We start from the raw sequence: 17,880 nt of genomic DNA, 5'->3' as shown, positions 1-17,880 counted from the left end.
CCGGAGCCCACGGCCCACCGCCCGGACGGAACCCGGGGCCCCCGGCACCGCCGCGCCAGGGGCCCCCGGCGCCGCCGCGCCCGGGCGGCGGCGGACCCGCCGGCGACCGGCTCAGGGGTGCGTCATCCGCAGCACGTCCAGTGCCCGGTCCAGCTCCTCCGGGGTGAGCAGGCCCTGCTCCAGGTAGCCCGACTCCAGCACCACCTGCCGGATGGTCTTCCGCTCCGCCAGCGACTTCTTCGCCACCCGTGCCGCCTCCTCGTACCCGATGTACCGGTTGAGCGGGGTCACCACCGAGGGGGAGGACTCGGCGTACTCGCGGGCGCGTTCGGCGTTCGCGGTGATCCCGTCCACCGTCCGGTCGGCGAGCAGGCGGGAGGCGTTGGCCAGCAGCCGGACGGACTCCAGCAGGTTCTTGGCCATCACCGGCATCATCACGTTCAGCTCGAAGTTGCCGGCCGCGCCGGCCCAGGCGATCGTCGTGTCGTTCCCGGTGACCTGGGCCGCCACCATCAGCACCGCCTCCGGGATGACCGGGTTCACCTTGCCCGGCATGATCGACGAGCCCGGCTGGAGGTCCGGCAGCGCGATCTCGGCCAGCCCGGTCCGCGGGCCGGAGGACATCCAGCGCAGATCGTTGCAGATCTTGGTGAGGCCGACCGCGATGGTGCGCAGCTGGCCGGAGGTCTCCACCAGCGCGTCCCGCGCGCCCTGCGCCTCGAAGTGGTCCCGCGCCTCGGTGAGCGGCAGCCCGGTGGCCCGCGCCACCTCGGAGATCACGGCGGTGGAGAACCCGGGCGGGGTGTTGATCCCGGTGCCGACGGCGGTGCCGCCCAGCGGGAGTTCCGCGAGCCGGGGGAGCGCGGCACGCAGCCGCTCCACGCCGTACCTGATCTGGGTGGCGTAGCCGCCGAACTCCTGCCCCAGGGTCACCGGGGTGGCGTCCATCAGATGGGTCCGGCCGGACTTCACCACCTCCGCGAATTCGGCCGATTTCCGCTCCAGGGCCTCGGCGAGATGGTCCAGCGCGGGGATCAGGTCGCCGGTGACGGCCGCGGTGGCGGCGATGTGGACCGAGGACGGGAAGACGTCGTTGGACGACTGACTGGCGTTGACATGGTCGTTGGGGTGGACCTCACGGCCCAGCCGCTCGGTGGCGAGGGTGGCGATGACCTCGTTGGAGTTCATGTTGGAGGACGTGCCGGAGCCGGTCTGGAAGACGTCCACCGGGAAGTGGTCGTCCCACCGCCCGTCGGCCACCTCGGCCGCCGCCTCCCGGATGGCGTCCGCGACGTCCTGGTCCAGCACCCCCAGGCCGGCGTTCACCTTCGCCGCGGCGGCCTTGATCTGCCCCAGCGCCGCGATGTGCGCGCGTTCCAGCCGCTGCCCGCTCACCGGGAAGTTCTCCACCGCGCGCTGGGTCTGCGCCCGCCACTTGGCGTGGGCGGGCACCAGGACCTCGCCCATCGAGTCGTGCTCCACCCGCAACCCGGCGTCGGCCGCTTCGTTCGGACCGGTCATCGTGGTCAACCTCCGCAAAAAGTTGAGCTTTTGTCTTGTTCGATGTGTTCCCAACCACCGCTACCTGCCAGTAAATACCCGAGTTGACACCGACACCGGGAAGGCACCATGCATCGGAGAAGACAGCGCGTGCGCTCCACCCTGGTGGCCGCGGCCTGCGCGGCAGCCCTCGGCGGCGTGCTCACCGCGGCCCCCGCGGCCACCGCCGACACCCCCACCCCCGACCCCCGGACCGCCTCCGGCACCACCGCGGTCACCCCCCTCCCGGCCGAGCTGGAGAAGGTCCGTGCCGCGGAGGCCGTGAAGCTCTACGGCGACGCGGCCGTACGCCCCCTCGACCAGCGCCAGACCTCGCTGGTCTCGCTCGGCGACAGCGAGATCTCCGGCGAGGGCGTGGGGACCTACGAGCCCGGCACCAACGGCCCCGACAACTGGTGCCACCGCTCGCCGGACGCCGCCGTGCACCGCACCGGCATCGCCGCCGACGTCACCTACAACGTCGCCTGCTCCGGTGCGTACACCGGCAACATCCGGATCGGCGGCAGCAAGCAGTACGCCGACGAGCTGGTGCAGAGCGACAACCTCGCCGTCAAGGCCCGCAACACCAGGGTCAAGATGGTGCTGCTGGTCGCCGGTGCCAACGACGACCTGCAGTTCGGACCGGTGATGACCGACTGCGTGACCCGCTGGTTCACCCTCCAGGGCACCTGCGAGCCGAAGTACGCCCCCGGCTGGCAGGCCCGGGTCGACGCGCTGGTGCCCAAGGTGGAGGCCACCGTGCGGGACCTGCGCACGGTGATGCGCGGCGCCGGGTACGCGGACGGCGACTACAAACTCGTCGTGATGGGCTACCCCAGCCCCATCGGCCCCGACTTCGAGGACAACCCGGACTTCCCCGGCAAGATCCCGGGCGGCTGCACCGGCTACACCTCCGACTCGGGCTGGGGCCGCAACAGCGCCGTCCCGGCCTTCGAACGCGGCATGCGGCAGGTCGCCCGCAGCACCGGCGCGGTCTACCTGGACAACTCCCGCCTCTTCCACGGCCACGAGGTCTGCTCCGAGGACGCCTGGGCCCGCGGCCTCTACGTGGACCTGAGCAACCCGTTCCCGCCGGACGCCAACTCCGTGCGGCAGTCCTTCCACCCCAACGCCCGTGGCCACGCCGCGTTCGCGTCCTGCCTCACCCAGCTCTACAACTCCTCGCTGCGCGAGGCGAGCTGCGCGGACGTGAACTCCACCGGCAAGCCGCTGCTCTTCCCGGGCGCCTGGGACGACGCTTTCCGGCCACTTCGCGGTGAGGCGACCGGGACCTGCGCGGACGCCACCGGGGCCGCCAGCCGCAACGGCACGGCGATCGGCGGCTGGGACTGCCACGGCGGCCGCAACCAGGACTGGTGGTACGACCCGGCACGCGGCTCGCTGCACACCGCGCTGTCCCAGGACCGCTGCGTGGACGTGCCCGAGGGCCGGTACACCCCCGGCACCGCCCTGGTCCTGTGGGACTGCCACGGCGGTACGCACCAGAAGTTCACCCGCACCGGCGGCACCATCCGGCCCACGGCCGCGCCTCAGCTGTGCCTGACCCTGAGCGCCCCGAAGGACCCGGTACGCCTCCAGTCGTGTGACGGCTCGGCCGCCCAGCGCTTCGCGTAGCGGCCACACCCGGATGTACGGACGGGCCCTCCCCGCCGGGGGAGGGCCCGTCCGCACGCCATGCCGGCGCGGTCAGCCGGAGGCGTCCGAGCCGTCCGAGCCGTCTTCGCCCGGGTCGATCCGCTGGAGGTCGACATAGCCGGCCTCGAAGTCCGCCGAGCCGGCGTCCGCCTCGGTGTTCCCGGCCTCGACGGCGGAGACCCGCCAGAGCCGGCCGGCGATCTCGACGGTGTCCCCGGGGCGGAGGTGCTCGTAGCTGGCGACCGTCAGCCCGTCCGCCACCACACTGATGTCGGCGCGCGCCGGGTCGGTGCGCAGCGTCCGCACGACCACGCTGAGGCTCTCCCCGACGCGCCGGGTGTGCGGGACGTGCCAGCGCAGCCGCCAGCGGCCGTCCACCGTGCTCGGCCAGGTGTTCACGTCATCTCCTTGGTGCGGGGGAGTCGTCTTGGCGGGCTTGCCGCCCGGCGTGAGGACCACACGGTAGGCGCAGATCTGGGTGACCGTGTACGGGCGGCCGCCGACGGTGAGGCGTCCTCCGGACCGCACCGTCCAGGAGCGGCCGTCCTGCGCCTGGGCCGGGGTCTCCCCCTCGGCCAGCACGGCCTCCCGGGAGGTCCCGTCGGCGCGCGCCTCCCGGTACATCAGGGCGCCGCCCCCGGGCAGCCGGGCGGCGCCGCCGCGCAGCACGCGCAGACCGCTGGAGGTGTCCTCGCCGTCGCACCGTGGGCCCTTGTCACGCGGCGGAGCGGGCTCCCGGGCCGGGGACGAGGCCGGGGACGAGGAGGACGAGGAGGACGAGGAGGGCGACGAGGCCGGGGTCCTGGAGCGGTGGTCGTCGTCCTGCCGGGCGTCCGACGACTGCCCGGACCCCCCGCAGCCGGCCGCCAGCAGCGCGGCACCCAGCACCGCGACGTAGCGCGCCGCCTTCACTTGGGCACCTGGAGCGCCTGCGGGTCGCCGAAGAACTCTTTGTACTGCTCCGGCGTCGCCTCGATGGTCGCGTAGTTCGAGCCCCATGGATTCCCCAGCAGGATCTTGCCGTCCTTGAAGCCCTTCACGTAGTACACGTGCCGGGTGGAGAAGGTGTCCCCCCACAGCTGCTTGCCCTTCTCGTCCATGCCGTCGCCGCTTCCGGTACTGACGATCACCGGGCGGCCCGACTCGAAGGCGTTCTTGATGTCCCCGAGGTCGTTGTCGATCCCCTCGGAGTCCTTCCCGGTGAGGTACGGGGGCGCCTTCTCGTTGAAGTCCCATTCCGTCGCGCCGTAGCTGCCGCGCTCCGCGCGGTCGTAGCGGTCGTCGCCGTCCCGCCCGTCGGGCGCGCCCCCCTTGTCCCCCGCGTACATCAGCGCGAAGGCCTTCTCGTAGTACGCGGGCCAGGTCTCACCGTTTCCGTACGCGGACACCGGGCTCCCGGATTCGTCCACCGGCAGGTCCGGGGTGACCGTGACCCAGTGGAACTTCCCGTCCTTGTCCCAGATGCGGACGTCGACCGTTCCGTTGGGGTTCTGCTTGAGCCCCTCCTGGATGAACTTCGGATCGGCCTGCGCGGTGGCCGCGAGGGAGGCGATGTACCAGCAGTCGGCGAAGGTGCCCTGGCCGACGTCGTTGCCGGACACCCCGTCCTTGAACATCGGGTCGGTCGGCATGCCCCACTTGATGCCGGCGCTCTTCTCACCGGACTGCGAGTTCTGGCCGTCCAGGTAGACGTCGGTGGTGGTGAACCCGGGCTGGACGCTGGGGAACGCCGCTTTGACCTTGTCCCAGTGGGTGGGGCCCACCCGGGCCAGGATGCGGCTGAAGTGGTCCCGCCGGTCGCCTTCCGGCAGGCCGTTGTCCTGCCAGAACGTCATCCACCCGCTGTCGGTGTCGTTGACCAGGTCGTTGTACCTCTTCAGGTCGGCGGCCGGGACCTTGTCGAAGAACGCGTCCAGCTCCGCCGCCGTCAGCCCGTCCAGCGTCTTGGCGACCTTCTCCAGGTCGTCCCGGTTGCCGTTGCTGCCGAACTCCTTGCCGTCGAGGCCCTTCATGGCGTCGATCGCCTTGGTGACGTTCTTCTCGTTCGCGGCCTTCTCGTCCAGGAAGAGCATCGTGGAATCGATGCGGTACCCCTGGTCGATCAGGTCCTTCGCCGCCTCCAGCTGCCGGCAGCGGCGCTTCATGGAGCCCGCCATCGCGGAGAGTTCCGGTTCCAGCGCACCCGGCAGATGGAGCGGGCCGATCGGGATGCCCGGCCCGAAGGGGTTCGGAAGAAGGGGCCCCCGGGGGTCCTCCTGGCCGACGAGCGGCGCCAGCAGCGGGTCGGTGGTGGCCGGTTTGCCCTTCAGCAGGCCCTGTGCCTCGGTGAGCACCGCGGCGACCGCGCGGTGCACGCCCAGGGCGGAGCCGCTCACCTTGCCGAGGTCGCCGGCCAGGGCGTGGATCTGGGTGACGTCGAAGCCCCGGAATGCCATCAGTTGTCCCCGCCCGGCTGGTTCTTCTTCGCCTTCTCGGCCTTCTGGGCCTCGGTGTCGAGGCGAGTGGCCTCGGCCTCCCAGCGGCTCGCGTCGTGCAGGAGCGCCGCCGCCATGCGGTTCAGCTGCCCCTTGCGCTGGGTGAGCGCCTGGGTGGACCGCTCGGCGTACGGGCCCTTCCAGATGGCCGGATTCGACTGCTGGGCCTTCTTGGCGGGCCCGTCCAGCATGGGCCCCAGCGCCTTGGACGCCGTGCGGGCCTTGCGCGCGCAGGCGCGCAGGTCCTCGGCTCGCTTCTTCATCTGTGCAGGCGTCTCGTCCGGCTTCTCGCCAGGCGGCATGTTTCCCCCGTGTTCCCGCGTGCGGTACGGCATTTTCTGCATGCACATGCTAGTCACACGTATCGCGCCGGGGTCGGGCGGCCGATTTCCCCCGGTGTCGCCCGGTGCCGCCGCTTGCCGACCGGGGCGACCGGGGCGACCGGCCGGTTCCGGCCACCGCGTCGTCGGCCGGCCGTGGCCGCCCCGGCGGTGTCCGGTGGCGGCGGACACGCCGGGTGAGGGCCGGCCCGCACCGGGTGAACCACCGTCCGCCCGTTCGGTTTTCCGGGCCTGGACCATTGCTGGCCGATGACACCGGGGGATAGCTTCACCCTGATCTACGGTCATGTCTCCGCCCGAGCACCACCTGATGTGTCCGGGCTGCTCCGTATCCGGATGAAGTGGAGTCCTCACCCCATGGCTCAGCTTGGTTCCAGACGCGCCACGGCCACCGCCCCGCGCGGTCCGCGGTCGCTCTCCGCGGCCGGGTCCCGACCGCGCCGGTTGCTCGCCGCATCCCTCGCGCTCACGGCCGCCACCTCCCTCGCCGTGCTGCCGCACGTCTCCGCCGCGGCCGCCGAGGCCACGCCCCGGACCGCGGCCACCGAGGGCGCCGGCGTGCTGAGCTACGTCGTCAACGTCTCTCCCAAGAGCTCGCAGGCCGTCCAGCGCGCCATCACCGAGGCCGGCGGCACCGTGGTCATCGCCTACGACCAGATCGGTGTGATCGTCGCGCACTCGGCGGAGCCGCGCTTCGCCGAGCGGATACGCGCGGTGCGCGGGGTGCAGAGCGCCGGGGCGACCCGCACCGCGCCGCTCGCCCCGTCCGCCACCGCGAACGTCGGCGAGACCCAGCCGCTGGCCCCGGCCGCGGCGGCCCGCAGCGCCGCCGCCGCGAAGCCCGGCCAGGAGCCGCTGGAGCCCAACCAGTGGGACATGCGGCTGATCGGCGCCGACCGCGCCCACGCCATCGACGACGGCAGCCGCCGGGTCACCGTCGGCGTCATCGACACCGGTGTGGACGACACCCACCCGGACATCGCCCCCAACTTCTCCGCCGCCCAGTCCGCCAACTGCGTGGGCGGCAAGCCGGACAGCTCCCCGGGAGCCTGGCGTCCCTACACCCCGGAGGCCGCGCACGGCACCCACGTCGCGGGCACCATCGCCGCGGCCCGCAACGGCGTCGGCGTGGCGGGCGTGGCACCGGGCGTCAAACTGGCCGCCATCAAGGTCTCCGACCCCAAGACCGACCTGTTCTACACCGAGTCCGTGGTGTGCGGCTTCGTCTGGGCGGCCGAGCACGGCATCGACATCACCAACAACAGCTACTACTCCGACCCCTGGTACTTCAACTGCCTGTCGGACGCCGACCAGCGGGCCCTGGTCGAGGCGACCAACCGGGCCATCCGGTACGCGCGCGGCAAGGGCGTGGTGAACGTGGCCAGCGCCCACAACACCAACACCGACCTCGCCGCCGACGAGGTGGTGGACCCGTCCAGCCCGGACGACTCCACCCCCGCCGAACGCAGGGTCGACCCGGCCGAGTGCCCCATCGCCCCGGAGATGCTGCCCGGCGTGGTGACGGTCTCCTCCGTCGGCGTCACCCTGAAGAAGGCCTCGTACTCCAACTACGGCCACGGCGTCATCGACGTCTCCGCCCCCGGCGGCGACGCCCGCCAGCTGCCGGACACCCCGGACGCCAACGGGCGGGTGCTCTCCACCCTGCCCGGCGGCGGCCACGGCTACATGCAGGGCACCTCGATGGCCGCCCCGCACGTCTCCGGCGTGGCCGCGCTGCTCAAGTCCCGCCACCCGGGCGCGAGCCCGGCCCGGATCGAGAGCCTGCTGCGGCACCAGGCCGACGAGCAGGTCTGCCCGGAGACCTACGACGGCAACAACGACGGCGTGGTCGACGCGGTCTGCGAGGGGCCCAAGCAGCGCAACGGCTTCTACGGCCACGGCGTGGTCAACGCGCTCGACGCGGTCCGCTGAACCGTCCCGGCGGGGGACTCCGGGTCCCCCGCCGGGACGCCTCGCGCCGCACCCCGGTCCGGCCCGTTCACTCAGCCGGAGGTCACGCCCCGGGCGTGAACTCGCCGGCCTTCACCCCGGCTATGAACGCCGACCAGGAGGAGGCCGAGAATATGAGGGCGGGACCGTACGGGTCCTTGCTGTCCCGGACCGGGACGAGACCTTCGCAGCCGTCGGCGACCTCGACGCATTCGCCGCCGTCCGCATTGCTGTGGCTGCTCTTGCGCCAATGGGCCGCACCGGGGAAGCCTTCAGCGATCTCGACGCAGTTTCCGCCGTCGGCGTTGGTGTAGCTGCTCTTGCGCCAGGCAGCTCCGCTCAGGTCCGGGGTGGGTCGCATCGCGTCCAGTCCTCCATCGCTGTTCTGATCACCGCCTCGGAGTCCCGGGGCGGCAGAGCCATGGCCCTGAGCAGATCGTACGACTCCCGGCACTCCATGACGTGGTCGTGGTCCTCAAGAATCGTGCTGGAGCGGGCACTTTCCTCGTATGCGACGGCCGCTTGTCCGGGCAGCGTGTACAGAGTCAGTGAGCCGCCGAGCACTTGTGGATGTTCGCCTGCCAGGAAAGGCAGCACCTGGAGGGTGATGTGCGACTGCGTCCCGCGCTCGATCAGGGACGCCATTTGTCGGCGCATCACCTCGGGGCCGCCAACTGGCCTACGCAGGACCGCTTCATCAACGATGAACCAGCAACGCGGTGGCTTAGGGCCTTGCAGCCGTACCTGCCGGTCGATTCTGCTCTTCACCATCGCCTTGGTCTCTGCTTCGGGCGCGTGTGGCCGTCCACAGCGCAGCCAGCACTCCGCCAGATCCGAGGTTTGGAGCAGGCCAGGTACCGCGCCGCCCGAGTACTCCTCGATGACGATGGCCCGGCTCTCGATGTCCATCACCCGCCGGTACTTCCCCGGAAACGGCTCCCTCTTCGCCGCCTCGTGCAGCCGGGCGAAGAGCCCGTCCGTGCCGAAGCACGCGTCCAGCATTCCCGGCAGGTCGTCGTACGGCAGGGAGTCCGCCGCCTCGTACCGCGCGAGCTGGGACTTGCTGTACTTCAGCACCTCCGACAGCCGTCTCAGCGACAGGCCCGCCTTCTCCCGGTGGTGGCGCATCTCCGCGCCGAACAGGTCACGCACCGAGCGACCCGGCGAGAGTTCATGCGGCTGGAACGTCATCGGCCCACCTCTCCTTGTCCCGTTGGCGACACCGGGACGCCTTCTCCCTGGTGAGCGTACGACCGGGACGGTCACGATGGGGACACTCGGAGTGATCGACCACTCGTGTGTGGCTGGAGACCCCGGCGGCCGTGGCACCGGCCCCGGGGCGTGGCCATCAGCCAAGAGAGAGGAGCTGATGACGTGTTCGACCTTATCGCCCGCTGCCTCGCGTGCGTACGGCACTTCCTCACCCCGGCGGGCCGGCACCGGGGAGCGACCGGCGCCGGCCACACCTGCCCGGCCGCGTCCCGCGTGATCCTGCTCGTGCCGTGGGATCCGCCGCGGCATCCGGCCTCCCCGGGGCGCGGCTGGGAGGTCGCCCCGCCGGTGGGCGGATACGCCATCGCCCTGGCCCCCGCGTACCGCGTCGCCACCCGGGGCCAGGACGGGCGGACCCGGTGAACCCCGCGCACCCGGTGGGGGAGGACAGCCCGCTGCTGACCCTGGCGGTGTACCGGATCGCCGGTGACGGCACGGTGCTGGAGCGTGGGCCCAGGATCGAGTACCGGCCCGGTGACGAGCTGCCGCCGCTGATGTCGCACGCGTACCCGCCCTGCGCCTGCCCCCGGTGCCGTGACCGTTAGGCGGGCTCTTCGCGCGCCGCGTCGGCGAACGCGGTGACGTGGTCCTCCCGGGCTATCGGATACGTCAGCAGGATGTCCTCGGACACGGCCAGCGTCCCGGCCAGGGAGGGTGCCAGGGGCGCGAGTTCGTCCAGGACGGCTTCGGCCGCCCCGTGGAGTGCGCGTACCTGGCCGCTCGTCATCCGTTCCTCCGCCAGCAGGTCGCCGCTGTGTACCGCGACCGCGCGGAGCGCGAACAGCCGGTGCAGGAGGAACAGCACCTGCCGGGCGCGGTCGTCCTCGGTGTGCTCGGCGGCGGCGAGCAGCGAGGCGGCGGCCTGGCGGCGGGCGTAGGCGGCGACCAGCTCCAGGGCCGCGTCCGCCGCGGTGTTCCAGCGGGCGAGCGGGTCGCGGGCCGGTCCGCCGCGCAGCCGCTCCCCGGCCCGGCGGTGCCAGATCCGCTCGGTGTCGGCCAGCAGATCCTGAAGGAACCCGGGCTGGTCCAGCCGCCGGTCCCCAGGGGGCACGGCGCTCGCCGGGGGCGCGGAGTGGCCGATGGCCATCTCACCCCCGGCCTTCGCCCAGACCACCAGGTTGTCGCCCTCCGCGGTGATCGCCCCTTCGTTGATCGCCGAGTGGTCGGCCATCCCGTTGATCCGGAACAGCCCCTGGGCGCCGCACCGTTCCCGGCACTCGGTCACGATGTCCCGGACCTGCCAGGTGATCCATCCCTTGGCGACGGCGGCCAGGCGCTCGCACTCCTCGCGGTCGGCGGCCTCGTGCGCCGCCCACCGCCGGACCACCCGGCGGTGCCACAGGGTGGCCGCGTAGAGGGTGGCCAGGGCGTCCAGCAGCCGGGCGTGGTGGCTGCGGTACGCGGACAGCGGCAGGCTGCGCCCCGGTGTCATGCCCACCGTGTGCCGGGTGTGCCCGTAGCGGAGCGCCGTGGCGAGCGCGCTGCGGGCGCCGCCCAGGCTCGCCGCGGCCATGCACAGCTTGCCTTCCGTGACCCTGCGGATGGCGTGCAGGAACCGCTTGCGACGGTTGCCCGTCGCGGCGGCGAGCGTGCCGTCCGGCCGAAGCCGGCCGTGCTCGCCCTCCAGGAGCGCGTACCGGGGCAGCGGGAACCGGTCGAAGGAGGTGAGGCAGTGGTCGAGGGGGCTGCCGGTCTTCTCCGGGAGCCGCCGGACCGTGATCCCCGTGAGCGGTTTTCCCTCTTCGTCGTGGAGCGGGGTGAGGAAGAGGAACACCCCCTCGTCCCGGTCGCCGACGATGAGGCGGGCCGCCACCACCGCGGACTTGTGGCCGCCGACGGAGCCGGTGTTCGGCATGAACTTCTGTGCGGCGGTGGTGGGGGTGTGCAGCCGGAAGCCGCCGGTCGACGGGTCGAAGGTGGCGGTGGTCTCCAGCCGCACCGCGCCGTTGCCGTGACCGAGCTCGGTGCACAGGAACGTCCCCGTGCGGCGCATCGAGAGCAGCGCCGCGAGGTGGCCGGTGCGCTCGTCCGCGGGGTCCTGGTCCAGCACGCTGCCCAGGAAGAGGTTGTAGTGGATGCCCGCGGCCGTGACCAGGCCGCTGTCCACCGGCGCGGCCCACTCGTGCAGGGCGGTCAGGGCGTGGATGTCGTCCACCAGCGCGTCGACGGACCCGAGGGAGGCGTTGACCAGGCGTAAGCGCTCGTAGGACAGCGCGCTCCGCTGTTCGTAGGACAGGCCCTCCCGCCAGTGGAAGGGTGCCGTCCCGAAGAGCTTGCGCCACGGGGCGTGCACGCGCTCGAAGTTCTCGTCGAACAGCGCGTCGGTGAGCGCGGCGACGGTCTCGGGCCCGAGGGCGGTGATCGAAGTGGGGTTCACCGGCCGGAGGCTACCGGCGAACACCACGTACCGTGTCATGTCCTGTACAGCAGGTGAGGGGGGCGCTAGGATGCGCGCCTTGCACGCGCCCCCGCCCGCACGGGACGTGCGCCCCCGACCGGCCCTCCGCCTGCGCCGCCCCCCGGCTCCCGCCCGGGACGCGAAGCCGCTCGCCCCGGGGCGCGCGGGGCTCCTCCCTACCGGCCCGGCCCGTCGGGCTCCGGCGGGGCGTCCGCCGCGAGCAGCCGTCCGTCGGCCAACCGGAGCCGGCGGTCCACCCCGATCCCGGCGAGGAAGCGCTCGTCGTGGCTGACCACCACGAAGGCCCCCCGGAAGGCGTTGAGCGCGCTCTCCAGCTGCCCGACGCTGACCAGGTCGAGGTTGTTGGTCGGCTCGTCCAGCAGCAGCAGCTGCGGGGCCGGCTCGGCGTACAGCACGCAGGCCAGCGTGGCGCGCAGCCGCTCGCCGCCGGACAGCGCGCCGACCGGCAGCTGGGCGCGCGGCCCCCGGAACAGGAAGCGGGCCAGCAGGTGCATCCGCTGCGCGTCGGCCATGGCCGGCGCGAAGGCGATGAGGTTCTCCGCCACCGTGCGCTCGGCGTCCAGCAGGTCCAGGCGCTGGGACAGGTACGCGGTCCGGCCGGCGGCCCGCCGGACCGAGCCGCCCTCCGGCGTCAGCTCGCCGTTGAGCATCCGCAGCAGCGTGGACTTCCCGGCCCCGTTGGGTCCGGTCAGGGCGATCCGTTCGGGCCCCCGGACGGTCAGGTCCGCGCCCTCGCCGGCGAACAGCGGCCGGTCCCCGTAGCGGACCTGCATCCGTTCGCCGGTGAACAGCGTGCGGCCGGCCGGTACCTCGGTGCCGGGGAGTTCCAGGACGATCCGCTGCTCGTCGCGGAGGGCGCGCCCCGCCTCGTCGAGCCGGTCCCGGGCGTCGTCGACACGGGCCGCGTGCGTCTGGTGCGACTTGCCCGCCGCCTCCTGGGCGCCGCGTTTCATCGTCCCGGCGAAGATCTTGGGCAGCCCCGCGCTCTTCAGGTTGCGGGCCGCGTTCCCCGCCCGGCGCTCCGCCCGCTCCCGGGCCTGCTGCATCTCCCGCTTCTCCCGCTTGAGTTCCTGCTCGGCGTTGCGGACGTTCCGCTCGGCGACCTCCCGGGCGGACTGCGCGGCATCCTGGTAGGAGGTGAAGTTCCCGCCGTGGAACCGGATGTCGCCCCGGTCGAGTTCGGCGATCCGGTCCATCCGGTCGAGCAGCTCCCGGTCGTGACTGACCAGCAGCAGGCAGCCGCGCCAGTCCTCCAGCGCGGCGTAGAGCCGGTGGCGGGCGTCGAGATCGAGGTTGTTGGTCGGTTCGTCGAGCAGCAGCACGTCCGGCCGCTTCAGCAGCTGGGCGGCCAGCCCCAGTGAGACGACCTGCCCGCCGCTGAGGCTGCGGAGCGGCCGGGTGAGGGAGACGTCCGCCAGCCCGAGCCGGTCCAGCTGGCCCCGGGTGCGCTCCTCGACGTCCCAGTCGTCGCCGATGGTGGCGAAGTGCTCCTCGCTGGTGTCGCCGGACTCGATGGCGTCCAGGGCCCGGATCACCGGGGCGACGCCCAGGACCTCGGCCACCGACAGGTCGCCGGTGAACGGCAGGCTCTGCGGCAGGTAGCCGAGCACGCCCTGGACGGTCACCGTGCCGCCGCCGGGCCGGTACCGGCCGGCGATCAGCTTCAGCAGGGTGCTCTTGCCGGCTCCGTTCGGTGCGACCAGGCCGGTGCTGCCGCCGCCGACGGTGAAGGAGAGGTCCTGGAAGACGGGGTCGTCGTCGGGCCAGGAGAAGGAGAGGTGGGAACAGGTGATGAAGGCATCGGACATGGTGGGACCTCGTGGGTGCCGCGGGTACGCGTGGGGAACCCGCACCGGGAAGGGGGCTGAGGGAACGACGGGACGGCCGCGGCGGCGCTACTGCGTCCGGTCCCGCGGCTGGTCACTTCCGGTATCACCCGGAGATGTCGTCGTCACTCACCATGTCGGTCACTCCCTCGTCCACGAAGGCTGCCCGTCAACTGTAGCAACCGCGTCGGCGCCCCGCCCGGTGCCGGGCCGCCGGGGGCGTCACCCGCGGCGGCCCTGCGGGGTGCGCCGGGGCCTCAGCCGGCCTCGCGGACGTGGGCGGCGGCCAGCTCCGCCTCCCGGACCACCTCGGCGGTGTCCACGTCCACCAGTTCGCCGCGGGCCTTCCGGACCCGCCCGTCGACGTACACCCGACTGACGTTCGGCGGCTGGCCGTTGAGCACGATCTGGCTGACCCAGTCGAACCGCGGCGCGAAGTTGAGGGTGCCCGGGTCGAGGACCACGACGTCCGCCCGCTTGCCGGGGGTCAGTGAACCCACCTGGTCGGCGAGGTGGACGCACTCGGCGCCGCCGAGCGTCGCCATCCGCAGCACCGCCGGGATCGTCGGGTGCACCTCGGCGTCCTGGTGCAGGGCGCGCTGGAGTCCCACGGCGGCCTTCATCACGTTGAACATGTCGGAGGTGTCGTTGGTCCCGCCGTCGTGCCCGAGCCCGGCCTTCACCCCCCGCCGGTGCAGCTCGGGGAGGCGGATGATGCCGGAGGCCAGCCGCATGTTGCTGAGCGGGCAGTGGGCCACCCGGACATCGTGCCCGGCGACCAGGTCCAGCTCCTCGTCGGTGAGGTGGATCGCGTGGTTCATGAGCAGGTCCGGGCCGAACGCGCCCACCGTGCGCAGCGAGCGGATGGGGTCCTGGGCGCGGTCGTCGCGGTGTTCCAGCACGTGCGAGTTGAGCATCACGCCGAGGTCGCGGGCGACCTCGTGGAAGCGGCGCAGCTGGTTGACGGCGGGCATCCCCGCGTGCACCGACACCTGGGCCGACGCGAGCGGCAGCGGGTCCAGGAGTTCCTTCTTCACCCGGGGGATCAGGTCCAGGTCCTCGATGCCCTGGGCCATGGCGTACACGAAGCGCAGCCCGGAGTGGTCCAGGGCGCGGATGTACTGCTCGCTGGTGGCGAAGGGGATGGGATGCACCCAGTCCACCAGTGTGGTCACCCCGGCCTGCAGCGCGTCGAGCGCGGCGAGGCGGACGAAGCGGTACATGTCCTTGGGGCCGATCTTCGGGAGGGTGACCCGGTTGCAGCCGCCCAGCCACCCGTACAGGTCCTGGGTGGCGCAGCCGCCGCGGATGCTGGACTGCCACAGGTGGTTGTGGAGGTCCACGAAGCCGGGCAGCACCAGCATCCCGGCGACGTCGACCACCCGGGCGCCGGGCGGCGCGGACAGCCGCCGGCCGACCGCGGCGATCTTCCCGTCCCGCATCAGGACGTCGGCGCGCTCCAGCAGGCCCAGGTCGCCCTCGCCGAGGGCGGGGTCCATGGTCAGGACGAGTTCGGCGCCGCGGAGCAGGGTGGTGGGCGCCCGGCCGGCCGCGGCGGTGCCGGTGCCGGGACGCGGGGCCGCGGCGGTCGCGCCCATTGCCAGGGGGACGCTGCCGATTCCGGCGAGCAGGGTACGGCGGCTGGGTGCCGGGATGGTGGAGCGAGGGGTGACGGCAGTGGGGGCCGCGGTAGGGGGAGTCGTGGGGATCATTGCGGTGTTGTACCGCGGGTAACTCCAGCCACACACGACTAATTCCAGTCAACGGAAAATGAATTCCGTCATATGGAGTAGTGGGAGGGTCCGGGTGGTCCGGGCGGTTCGGGAAGGACGTGGCCGACCCGGACGGCACCGGACGAAAAGGGGCGGCCCGCCGGGCACCGGATCCGGGCCCGGCGCCCGGCGATACCCTCACCGCCGGACGGCAACCGACGGCAACCGACGGCAACCGACGGCAACCGACGACCGACGACAACCGACAGGCCCGACGGCACCGGACGGTTCAGGACAGCTCAGGAAGGCGCGTGACCGCTGTGAAGAAGATCGTGGAACTGCTCGGCGAACCCCGGTTCCACTGGTCCGACCCCGCCCCGTGGCTCGATCTGGAGGCCGAGCTGGGAATGCGCTTCCCCCAGGACTACCGCACCTTCGTGGACGCCTACGGGCCCATCGTCGTCAACAACCAGCTGTGGTTCGCCCACCCCGCCGCCGAGCCCGCCAACCTGCGCCGCGCCATCCTGGGCGACCTCGACGCATGGGCCGACGCCCCCGAGGAGTTCGCCCCGCCGCACCCCGTGGGTTCCGCCCCCGGGGAACTGCTCCCCTGGGGCAGCAGCTCCTCGGGCGAGACGGTGTTCTTCCGGATCCCGGCGGCCGGCCACCAGGACTGGCGGATCGGCGTGGTGGAGCACGACGAAGGCGGCTACGTGGAACACGACATGACGTTCTCCGCCTGGCTGCTGGCCTACCTCGAAGGCCGCGACGTCACGGTGTGCGCGCGCAACTTCGCGCCGGACGGGCCCTTCTACCGGCCCATCGGCTGACCCCGCGGCCCGCCGGGCCCGGCGGCACGCCCGGTCAGCGCTGCCGGAGGTGATCGCGGAGGGTGCGCGCGACCTGCGCCATCAGGGCGTCCGCACCCGGCTGCGCACTGGCCGGAACGAGCGACTCGGTGAGCACCGCGATCGCGAACGCCTGGCCGTCGGAGTGCTCCACCACGCCGATCTCGTGCCGGAGGTTGAGCAGCGTGCCGGTCTTCGCCGACCAGGTGGCGGAGTCGGAGCTGAAGTCGGGGGCGAGCCGGTGCCGCAGCACATGGTGGGCCATCAGCCCGCGCACCCGCCCGGCGACCTCCGGAGGCACCGCCGACGGCGTCCACAGCGCCTGGAGCAGGTCGACCCAGGCGCGGGCGCTGCCGGTGTTGGCGCGGGTGGTGTCCAGCTGCGGCACCCGGTGCCCCCGGCCGCTGGTACCGGCGTCGATGGCCAGGGCGTGCGCCAGGTGCGCCTGCGCGGCGTCGAAGCGCTCCACCGGGGTGTCGGTCAGCTCGGCCATGGTGTGCCGGACGGTGACGCCGCGCAGGCCGAACTCCTGGAGGATCCGGGTGACCCCGGCGGGCGGGGTGAGGCCGAACAGCGCGTCGGCGGCCGTACCGTCACTCACACAGGTGCTCAGGTAGAGCAGGTCGTCGACGGCGATCCGGGCCGGGTGGCGGAACCGGCTCAGCCCGGTGGGGCCGGGGGTGGTGATCCGCCCGGGCGGCACCTCGAGCGCCGCCGCCCCGTCCAGCTCGCCCCGCCGGATGCGTTCCGCCGTCGCCACCGCCAGCGGAACCTTGACCAGCGAGGCGGCGGGCAGCTGGGTGTCCGGGTCGATGCCGAGCTCCTCCCCGGTGTGCAGGTCCCGGACGAGCAGGCAGCCGCGGAGTCCGCCGTCGCGCAGCAGCCGCCGCATCTCGCGCAGCAGCGCACCGTCGCTCACGCCGGCCCTCCGCCGGCCGTCCCCGCGTGCAGGCAGCGGGCGATGGCGCCGCCCAGGCGCGCCCGGAGCGGCCCGGGGTTGCCGGCCGCCGCGGCGGCGAGGGCGTACCCCCGGCTGAGCGTGACCTCCCCCACCGGCCGCCAGCACAGCGCGAGTTCCCCGGCCTGGGCGGGGGAACACAGCAGCAGGTCGTCCGAGCACAGCACTTCCGCCGCGGCCGTCGTGAGGTCGCCCGCGACGACGAGCTGCGCGGGCCGCAGGCCCACCGCGTCCCGCAGCCGGGTCAGCGGATCGCGGATGTGCGGCACGTCGTCCTCCGGTTGCAGCCAGACCCGGCGGGCCGGGCCGGGGGAGGCCCGGCCCAGCCGCAGGGTCTCCAGGTAGACCCGCTTCACGCCGGGATCCCGGACCCCGGCCAGCCCGAGCGGCACCGACCAGGCCGCCTCGTCCGCCGGCACCGCGAGCAGGGCGGCGCGCACCTGCTGGGCGTGGACCATCTCGGCGCGCCGGGCCGGCCCGGCGACCCGGAGTTCGAGCGTGACCCCGTGCTCCCGGGCCCCGGCGACCAGCCGGGCGAGATCGGCCGTGGCGCAGACCCCGGGCACCGCCAGCCGCCACGGCTTGCGGCCGGCCGCCGCCGCCTCGTGCAGCAGCGCGTCGGCCGCCTCCACCAACTGCCTGGCCGCCGGCAGCAGGTCCCGGCCGAAAGGGGTCAGGACGGCGCGCCGCGAGGTGCGCTCGAACAGCGGCTCGCCGAAGTGCTCCTCCAGCGCGGCGACCCGACGGCTGGCCACCGGCTGGGACATCCGGGCGGCGGCCGCCCCGACGGTGAAACTCCCGCGCTCGCTGACGCTGACGAACGCCCGGCACGCTCCGACCAGATCCACGACCGCACTCTATGACGGATCGGCATGGAACAGGCCC

Annotated in this window: 16 protein-coding genes; 5 read left to right on the top strand and 11 right to left on the bottom strand. The window is 73.0% G+C overall.

The features are described 5' to 3' along the window. Positions 1 to 111: 111 nt before the first annotated feature. Positions 112 to 1,521 (bottom strand): class II fumarate hydratase, encoded by a 1,410-nt coding sequence (locus ACH4B3_RS03180; RefSeq protein WP_398460979.1) that lies wholly within the window; start codon positions 1,519 to 1,521, stop codon positions 112 to 114. A 108-nt stretch (positions 1,522 to 1,629) separates the two neighbouring features. Between ACH4B3_RS03180 and ACH4B3_RS03175 the strand changes: the two genes are divergently transcribed. Next, on the top strand, positions 1,630 to 3,174 hold the full coding sequence (locus ACH4B3_RS03175; RefSeq protein ID WP_398460978.1) for a ricin-type beta-trefoil lectin domain protein: 1,545 nt from the start codon (positions 1,630 to 1,632) through the stop codon (positions 3,172 to 3,174). Between the two features lie 72 nt (positions 3,175 to 3,246). Here ACH4B3_RS03175 and ACH4B3_RS03170 read toward each other — a convergent pair whose 3' ends face one another. The 3 genes from ACH4B3_RS03170 to ACH4B3_RS03160 are packed head-to-tail and all read right to left on the bottom strand — an operon-like array spanning position 3,247 to position 5,971. After that, on the bottom strand, positions 3,247 to 4,107 hold the full coding sequence (locus ACH4B3_RS03170; protein ID WP_398460977.1) for a DUF6406 domain-containing protein: 861 nt from the start codon (positions 4,105 to 4,107) through the stop codon (positions 3,247 to 3,249). Beyond that, a complete protein-coding gene (locus ACH4B3_RS03165; protein WP_398460976.1) occupies positions 4,104 to 5,630 on the bottom strand; it encodes a C2 family cysteine protease in 1,527 nt (508 codons plus the stop codon). Before ACH4B3_RS03165 ends, ACH4B3_RS03170 begins: the two co-directional genes overlap by 4 nt. After that, on the bottom strand, positions 5,630 to 5,971 hold the full coding sequence (locus tag ACH4B3_RS03160; protein ID WP_398460975.1) for a hypothetical protein: 342 nt from the start codon (positions 5,969 to 5,971) through the stop codon (positions 5,630 to 5,632). The genes ACH4B3_RS03165 and ACH4B3_RS03160 overlap by 1 nt, the downstream gene beginning before the upstream one ends. Positions 5,972 to 6,367: 396 nt before the next feature. On the opposite strand from ACH4B3_RS03160, the gene ACH4B3_RS03155 reads away from it, so the two are divergent. Beyond that, positions 6,368 to 7,942: a S8 family peptidase gene (locus tag ACH4B3_RS03155; protein ID WP_398460974.1), complete on the top strand. Its 1,575-nt coding sequence runs from the start codon at positions 6,368 to 6,370 to the stop codon at positions 7,940 to 7,942. Positions 7,943 to 8,024: 82 nt separating this feature from the next. On the opposite strand, the gene ACH4B3_RS03150 is transcribed toward ACH4B3_RS03155, so the two are convergent. Both ACH4B3_RS03150 and ACH4B3_RS03145 read right to left on the bottom strand, forming a co-directional pair. Then, a complete protein-coding gene (locus ACH4B3_RS03150; protein WP_398460973.1) occupies positions 8,025 to 8,321 on the bottom strand; it encodes a DUF397 domain-containing protein in 297 nt (98 codons plus the stop codon). After that, on the bottom strand, positions 8,300 to 9,151 hold the full coding sequence (locus tag ACH4B3_RS03145; RefSeq protein ID WP_398460972.1) for a helix-turn-helix domain-containing protein: 852 nt from the start codon (positions 9,149 to 9,151) through the stop codon (positions 8,300 to 8,302). The genes ACH4B3_RS03150 and ACH4B3_RS03145 overlap by 22 nt, the downstream gene beginning before the upstream one ends. Before the next feature lie 183 nt (positions 9,152 to 9,334). Between ACH4B3_RS03145 and ACH4B3_RS03140 the strand changes: the two genes are divergently transcribed. Continuing rightward, positions 9,335 to 9,595: a hypothetical protein gene (locus ACH4B3_RS03140; RefSeq protein WP_398460971.1), complete on the top strand. Its 261-nt coding sequence runs from the start codon at positions 9,335 to 9,337 to the stop codon at positions 9,593 to 9,595. Next, complete coding sequence (locus ACH4B3_RS03135; protein ID WP_398460970.1) at positions 9,592 to 9,777, top strand: hypothetical protein; 186 nt, start codon at positions 9,592 to 9,594, stop codon at positions 9,775 to 9,777. The genes ACH4B3_RS03140 and ACH4B3_RS03135 overlap by 4 nt, the downstream gene beginning before the upstream one ends. Here the strand turns inward: ACH4B3_RS03135 and ACH4B3_RS03130 are convergent. The 3 genes from ACH4B3_RS03130 to ACH4B3_RS03120 all read right to left on the bottom strand — a co-directional run bounded on the left by ACH4B3_RS03130 (position 9,774) and on the right by ACH4B3_RS03120 (position 15,189). Next, positions 9,774 to 11,609, bottom strand: coding sequence for an acyl-CoA dehydrogenase (locus tag ACH4B3_RS03130; RefSeq protein ID WP_398460969.1), 1,836 nt, complete (start codon positions 11,607 to 11,609; stop codon positions 9,774 to 9,776). The two genes, ACH4B3_RS03135 and ACH4B3_RS03130, sit on opposite strands and share 4 nt — an antisense overlap. Before the next feature lie 197 nt (positions 11,610 to 11,806). Then, complete coding sequence (locus ACH4B3_RS03125) at positions 11,807 to 13,459, bottom strand: ABC-F family ATP-binding cassette domain-containing protein (protein WP_398460968.1); 1,653 nt, start codon at positions 13,457 to 13,459, stop codon at positions 11,807 to 11,809. A gap of 275 nt (positions 13,460 to 13,734) precedes the next feature. Then, positions 13,735 to 15,189 (bottom strand): amidohydrolase family protein, encoded by a 1,455-nt coding sequence (locus tag ACH4B3_RS03120; RefSeq protein ID WP_398460967.1) that lies wholly within the window; start codon positions 15,187 to 15,189, stop codon positions 13,735 to 13,737. Between the two features lie 311 nt (positions 15,190 to 15,500). On the opposite strand from ACH4B3_RS03120, the gene ACH4B3_RS03115 reads away from it, so the two are divergent. Then, positions 15,501 to 16,019, top strand: a complete 519-nt coding sequence (locus ACH4B3_RS03115; RefSeq protein ID WP_398460966.1) for an SMI1/KNR4 family protein — start codon at positions 15,501 to 15,503, stop codon at positions 16,017 to 16,019. A gap of 34 nt (positions 16,020 to 16,053) precedes the next feature. On the opposite strand, the gene ACH4B3_RS03110 is transcribed toward ACH4B3_RS03115, so the two are convergent. After that, positions 16,054 to 16,956 (bottom strand): serine hydrolase, encoded by a 903-nt coding sequence (locus tag ACH4B3_RS03110; protein WP_398460965.1) that lies wholly within the window; start codon positions 16,954 to 16,956, stop codon positions 16,054 to 16,056. Next, positions 16,953 to 17,843, bottom strand: coding sequence for a LysR family transcriptional regulator (locus ACH4B3_RS03105; RefSeq protein ID WP_398460964.1), 891 nt, complete (start codon positions 17,841 to 17,843; stop codon positions 16,953 to 16,955). Before ACH4B3_RS03105 ends, ACH4B3_RS03110 begins: the two co-directional genes overlap by 4 nt. Between the last annotated feature and the right edge of the window lie 37 nt (positions 17,844 to 17,880).

It is taken from the genome of Streptomyces sp. NPDC018031 (genome assembly GCF_044327625.1).
GTDB lineage: Bacteria > Actinomycetota > Actinomycetes > Streptomycetales > Streptomycetaceae > Streptomyces.
Note: the sequence above shows the minus strand (reverse complement) of the source record. Positions and strands in the feature narration are given on the sequence as shown.

What these genes read in the sequence shown, in the direction of transcription:
- ACH4B3_RS03150 (WP_398460973.1), bottom strand. Translation starts at nt 8,321, where the DNA reads ATGCGACCCACCCCGGACCTGAGCGGAGCTGCCTGGCGCAAGAGCAGC.
- ACH4B3_RS03180 (WP_398460979.1), bottom strand. Translation starts at nt 1,521, where the DNA reads ATGACCGGTCCGAACGAAGCGGCCGACGCCGGGTTGCGGGTGGAGCAC.
- ACH4B3_RS03165 (WP_398460976.1), bottom strand. Translation starts at nt 5,630, where the DNA reads ATGGCATTCCGGGGCTTCGACGTCACCCAGATCCACGCCCTGGCCGGC.
- ACH4B3_RS03160 (WP_398460975.1), bottom strand. Translation starts at nt 5,971, where the DNA reads ATGCCGCCTGGCGAGAAGCCGGACGAGACGCCTGCACAGATGAAGAAG.
- ACH4B3_RS03120 (WP_398460967.1), bottom strand. Translation starts at nt 15,189, where the DNA reads ATGATCCCCACGACTCCCCCTACCGCGGCCCCCACTGCCGTCACCCCT.
- ACH4B3_RS03175 (WP_398460978.1), top strand. Translation starts at nt 1,630, where the DNA reads ATGCATCGGAGAAGACAGCGCGTGCGCTCCACCCTGGTGGCCGCGGCC.
- ACH4B3_RS03125 (WP_398460968.1), bottom strand. Translation starts at nt 13,459, where the DNA reads ATGTCCGATGCCTTCATCACCTGTTCCCACCTCTCCTTCTCCTGGCCC.
- ACH4B3_RS03145 (WP_398460972.1), bottom strand. Translation starts at nt 9,151, where the DNA reads ATGACGTTCCAGCCGCATGAACTCTCGCCGGGTCGCTCGGTGCGTGAC.
- ACH4B3_RS03155 (WP_398460974.1), top strand. Translation starts at nt 6,368, where the DNA reads ATGGCTCAGCTTGGTTCCAGACGCGCCACGGCCACCGCCCCGCGCGGT.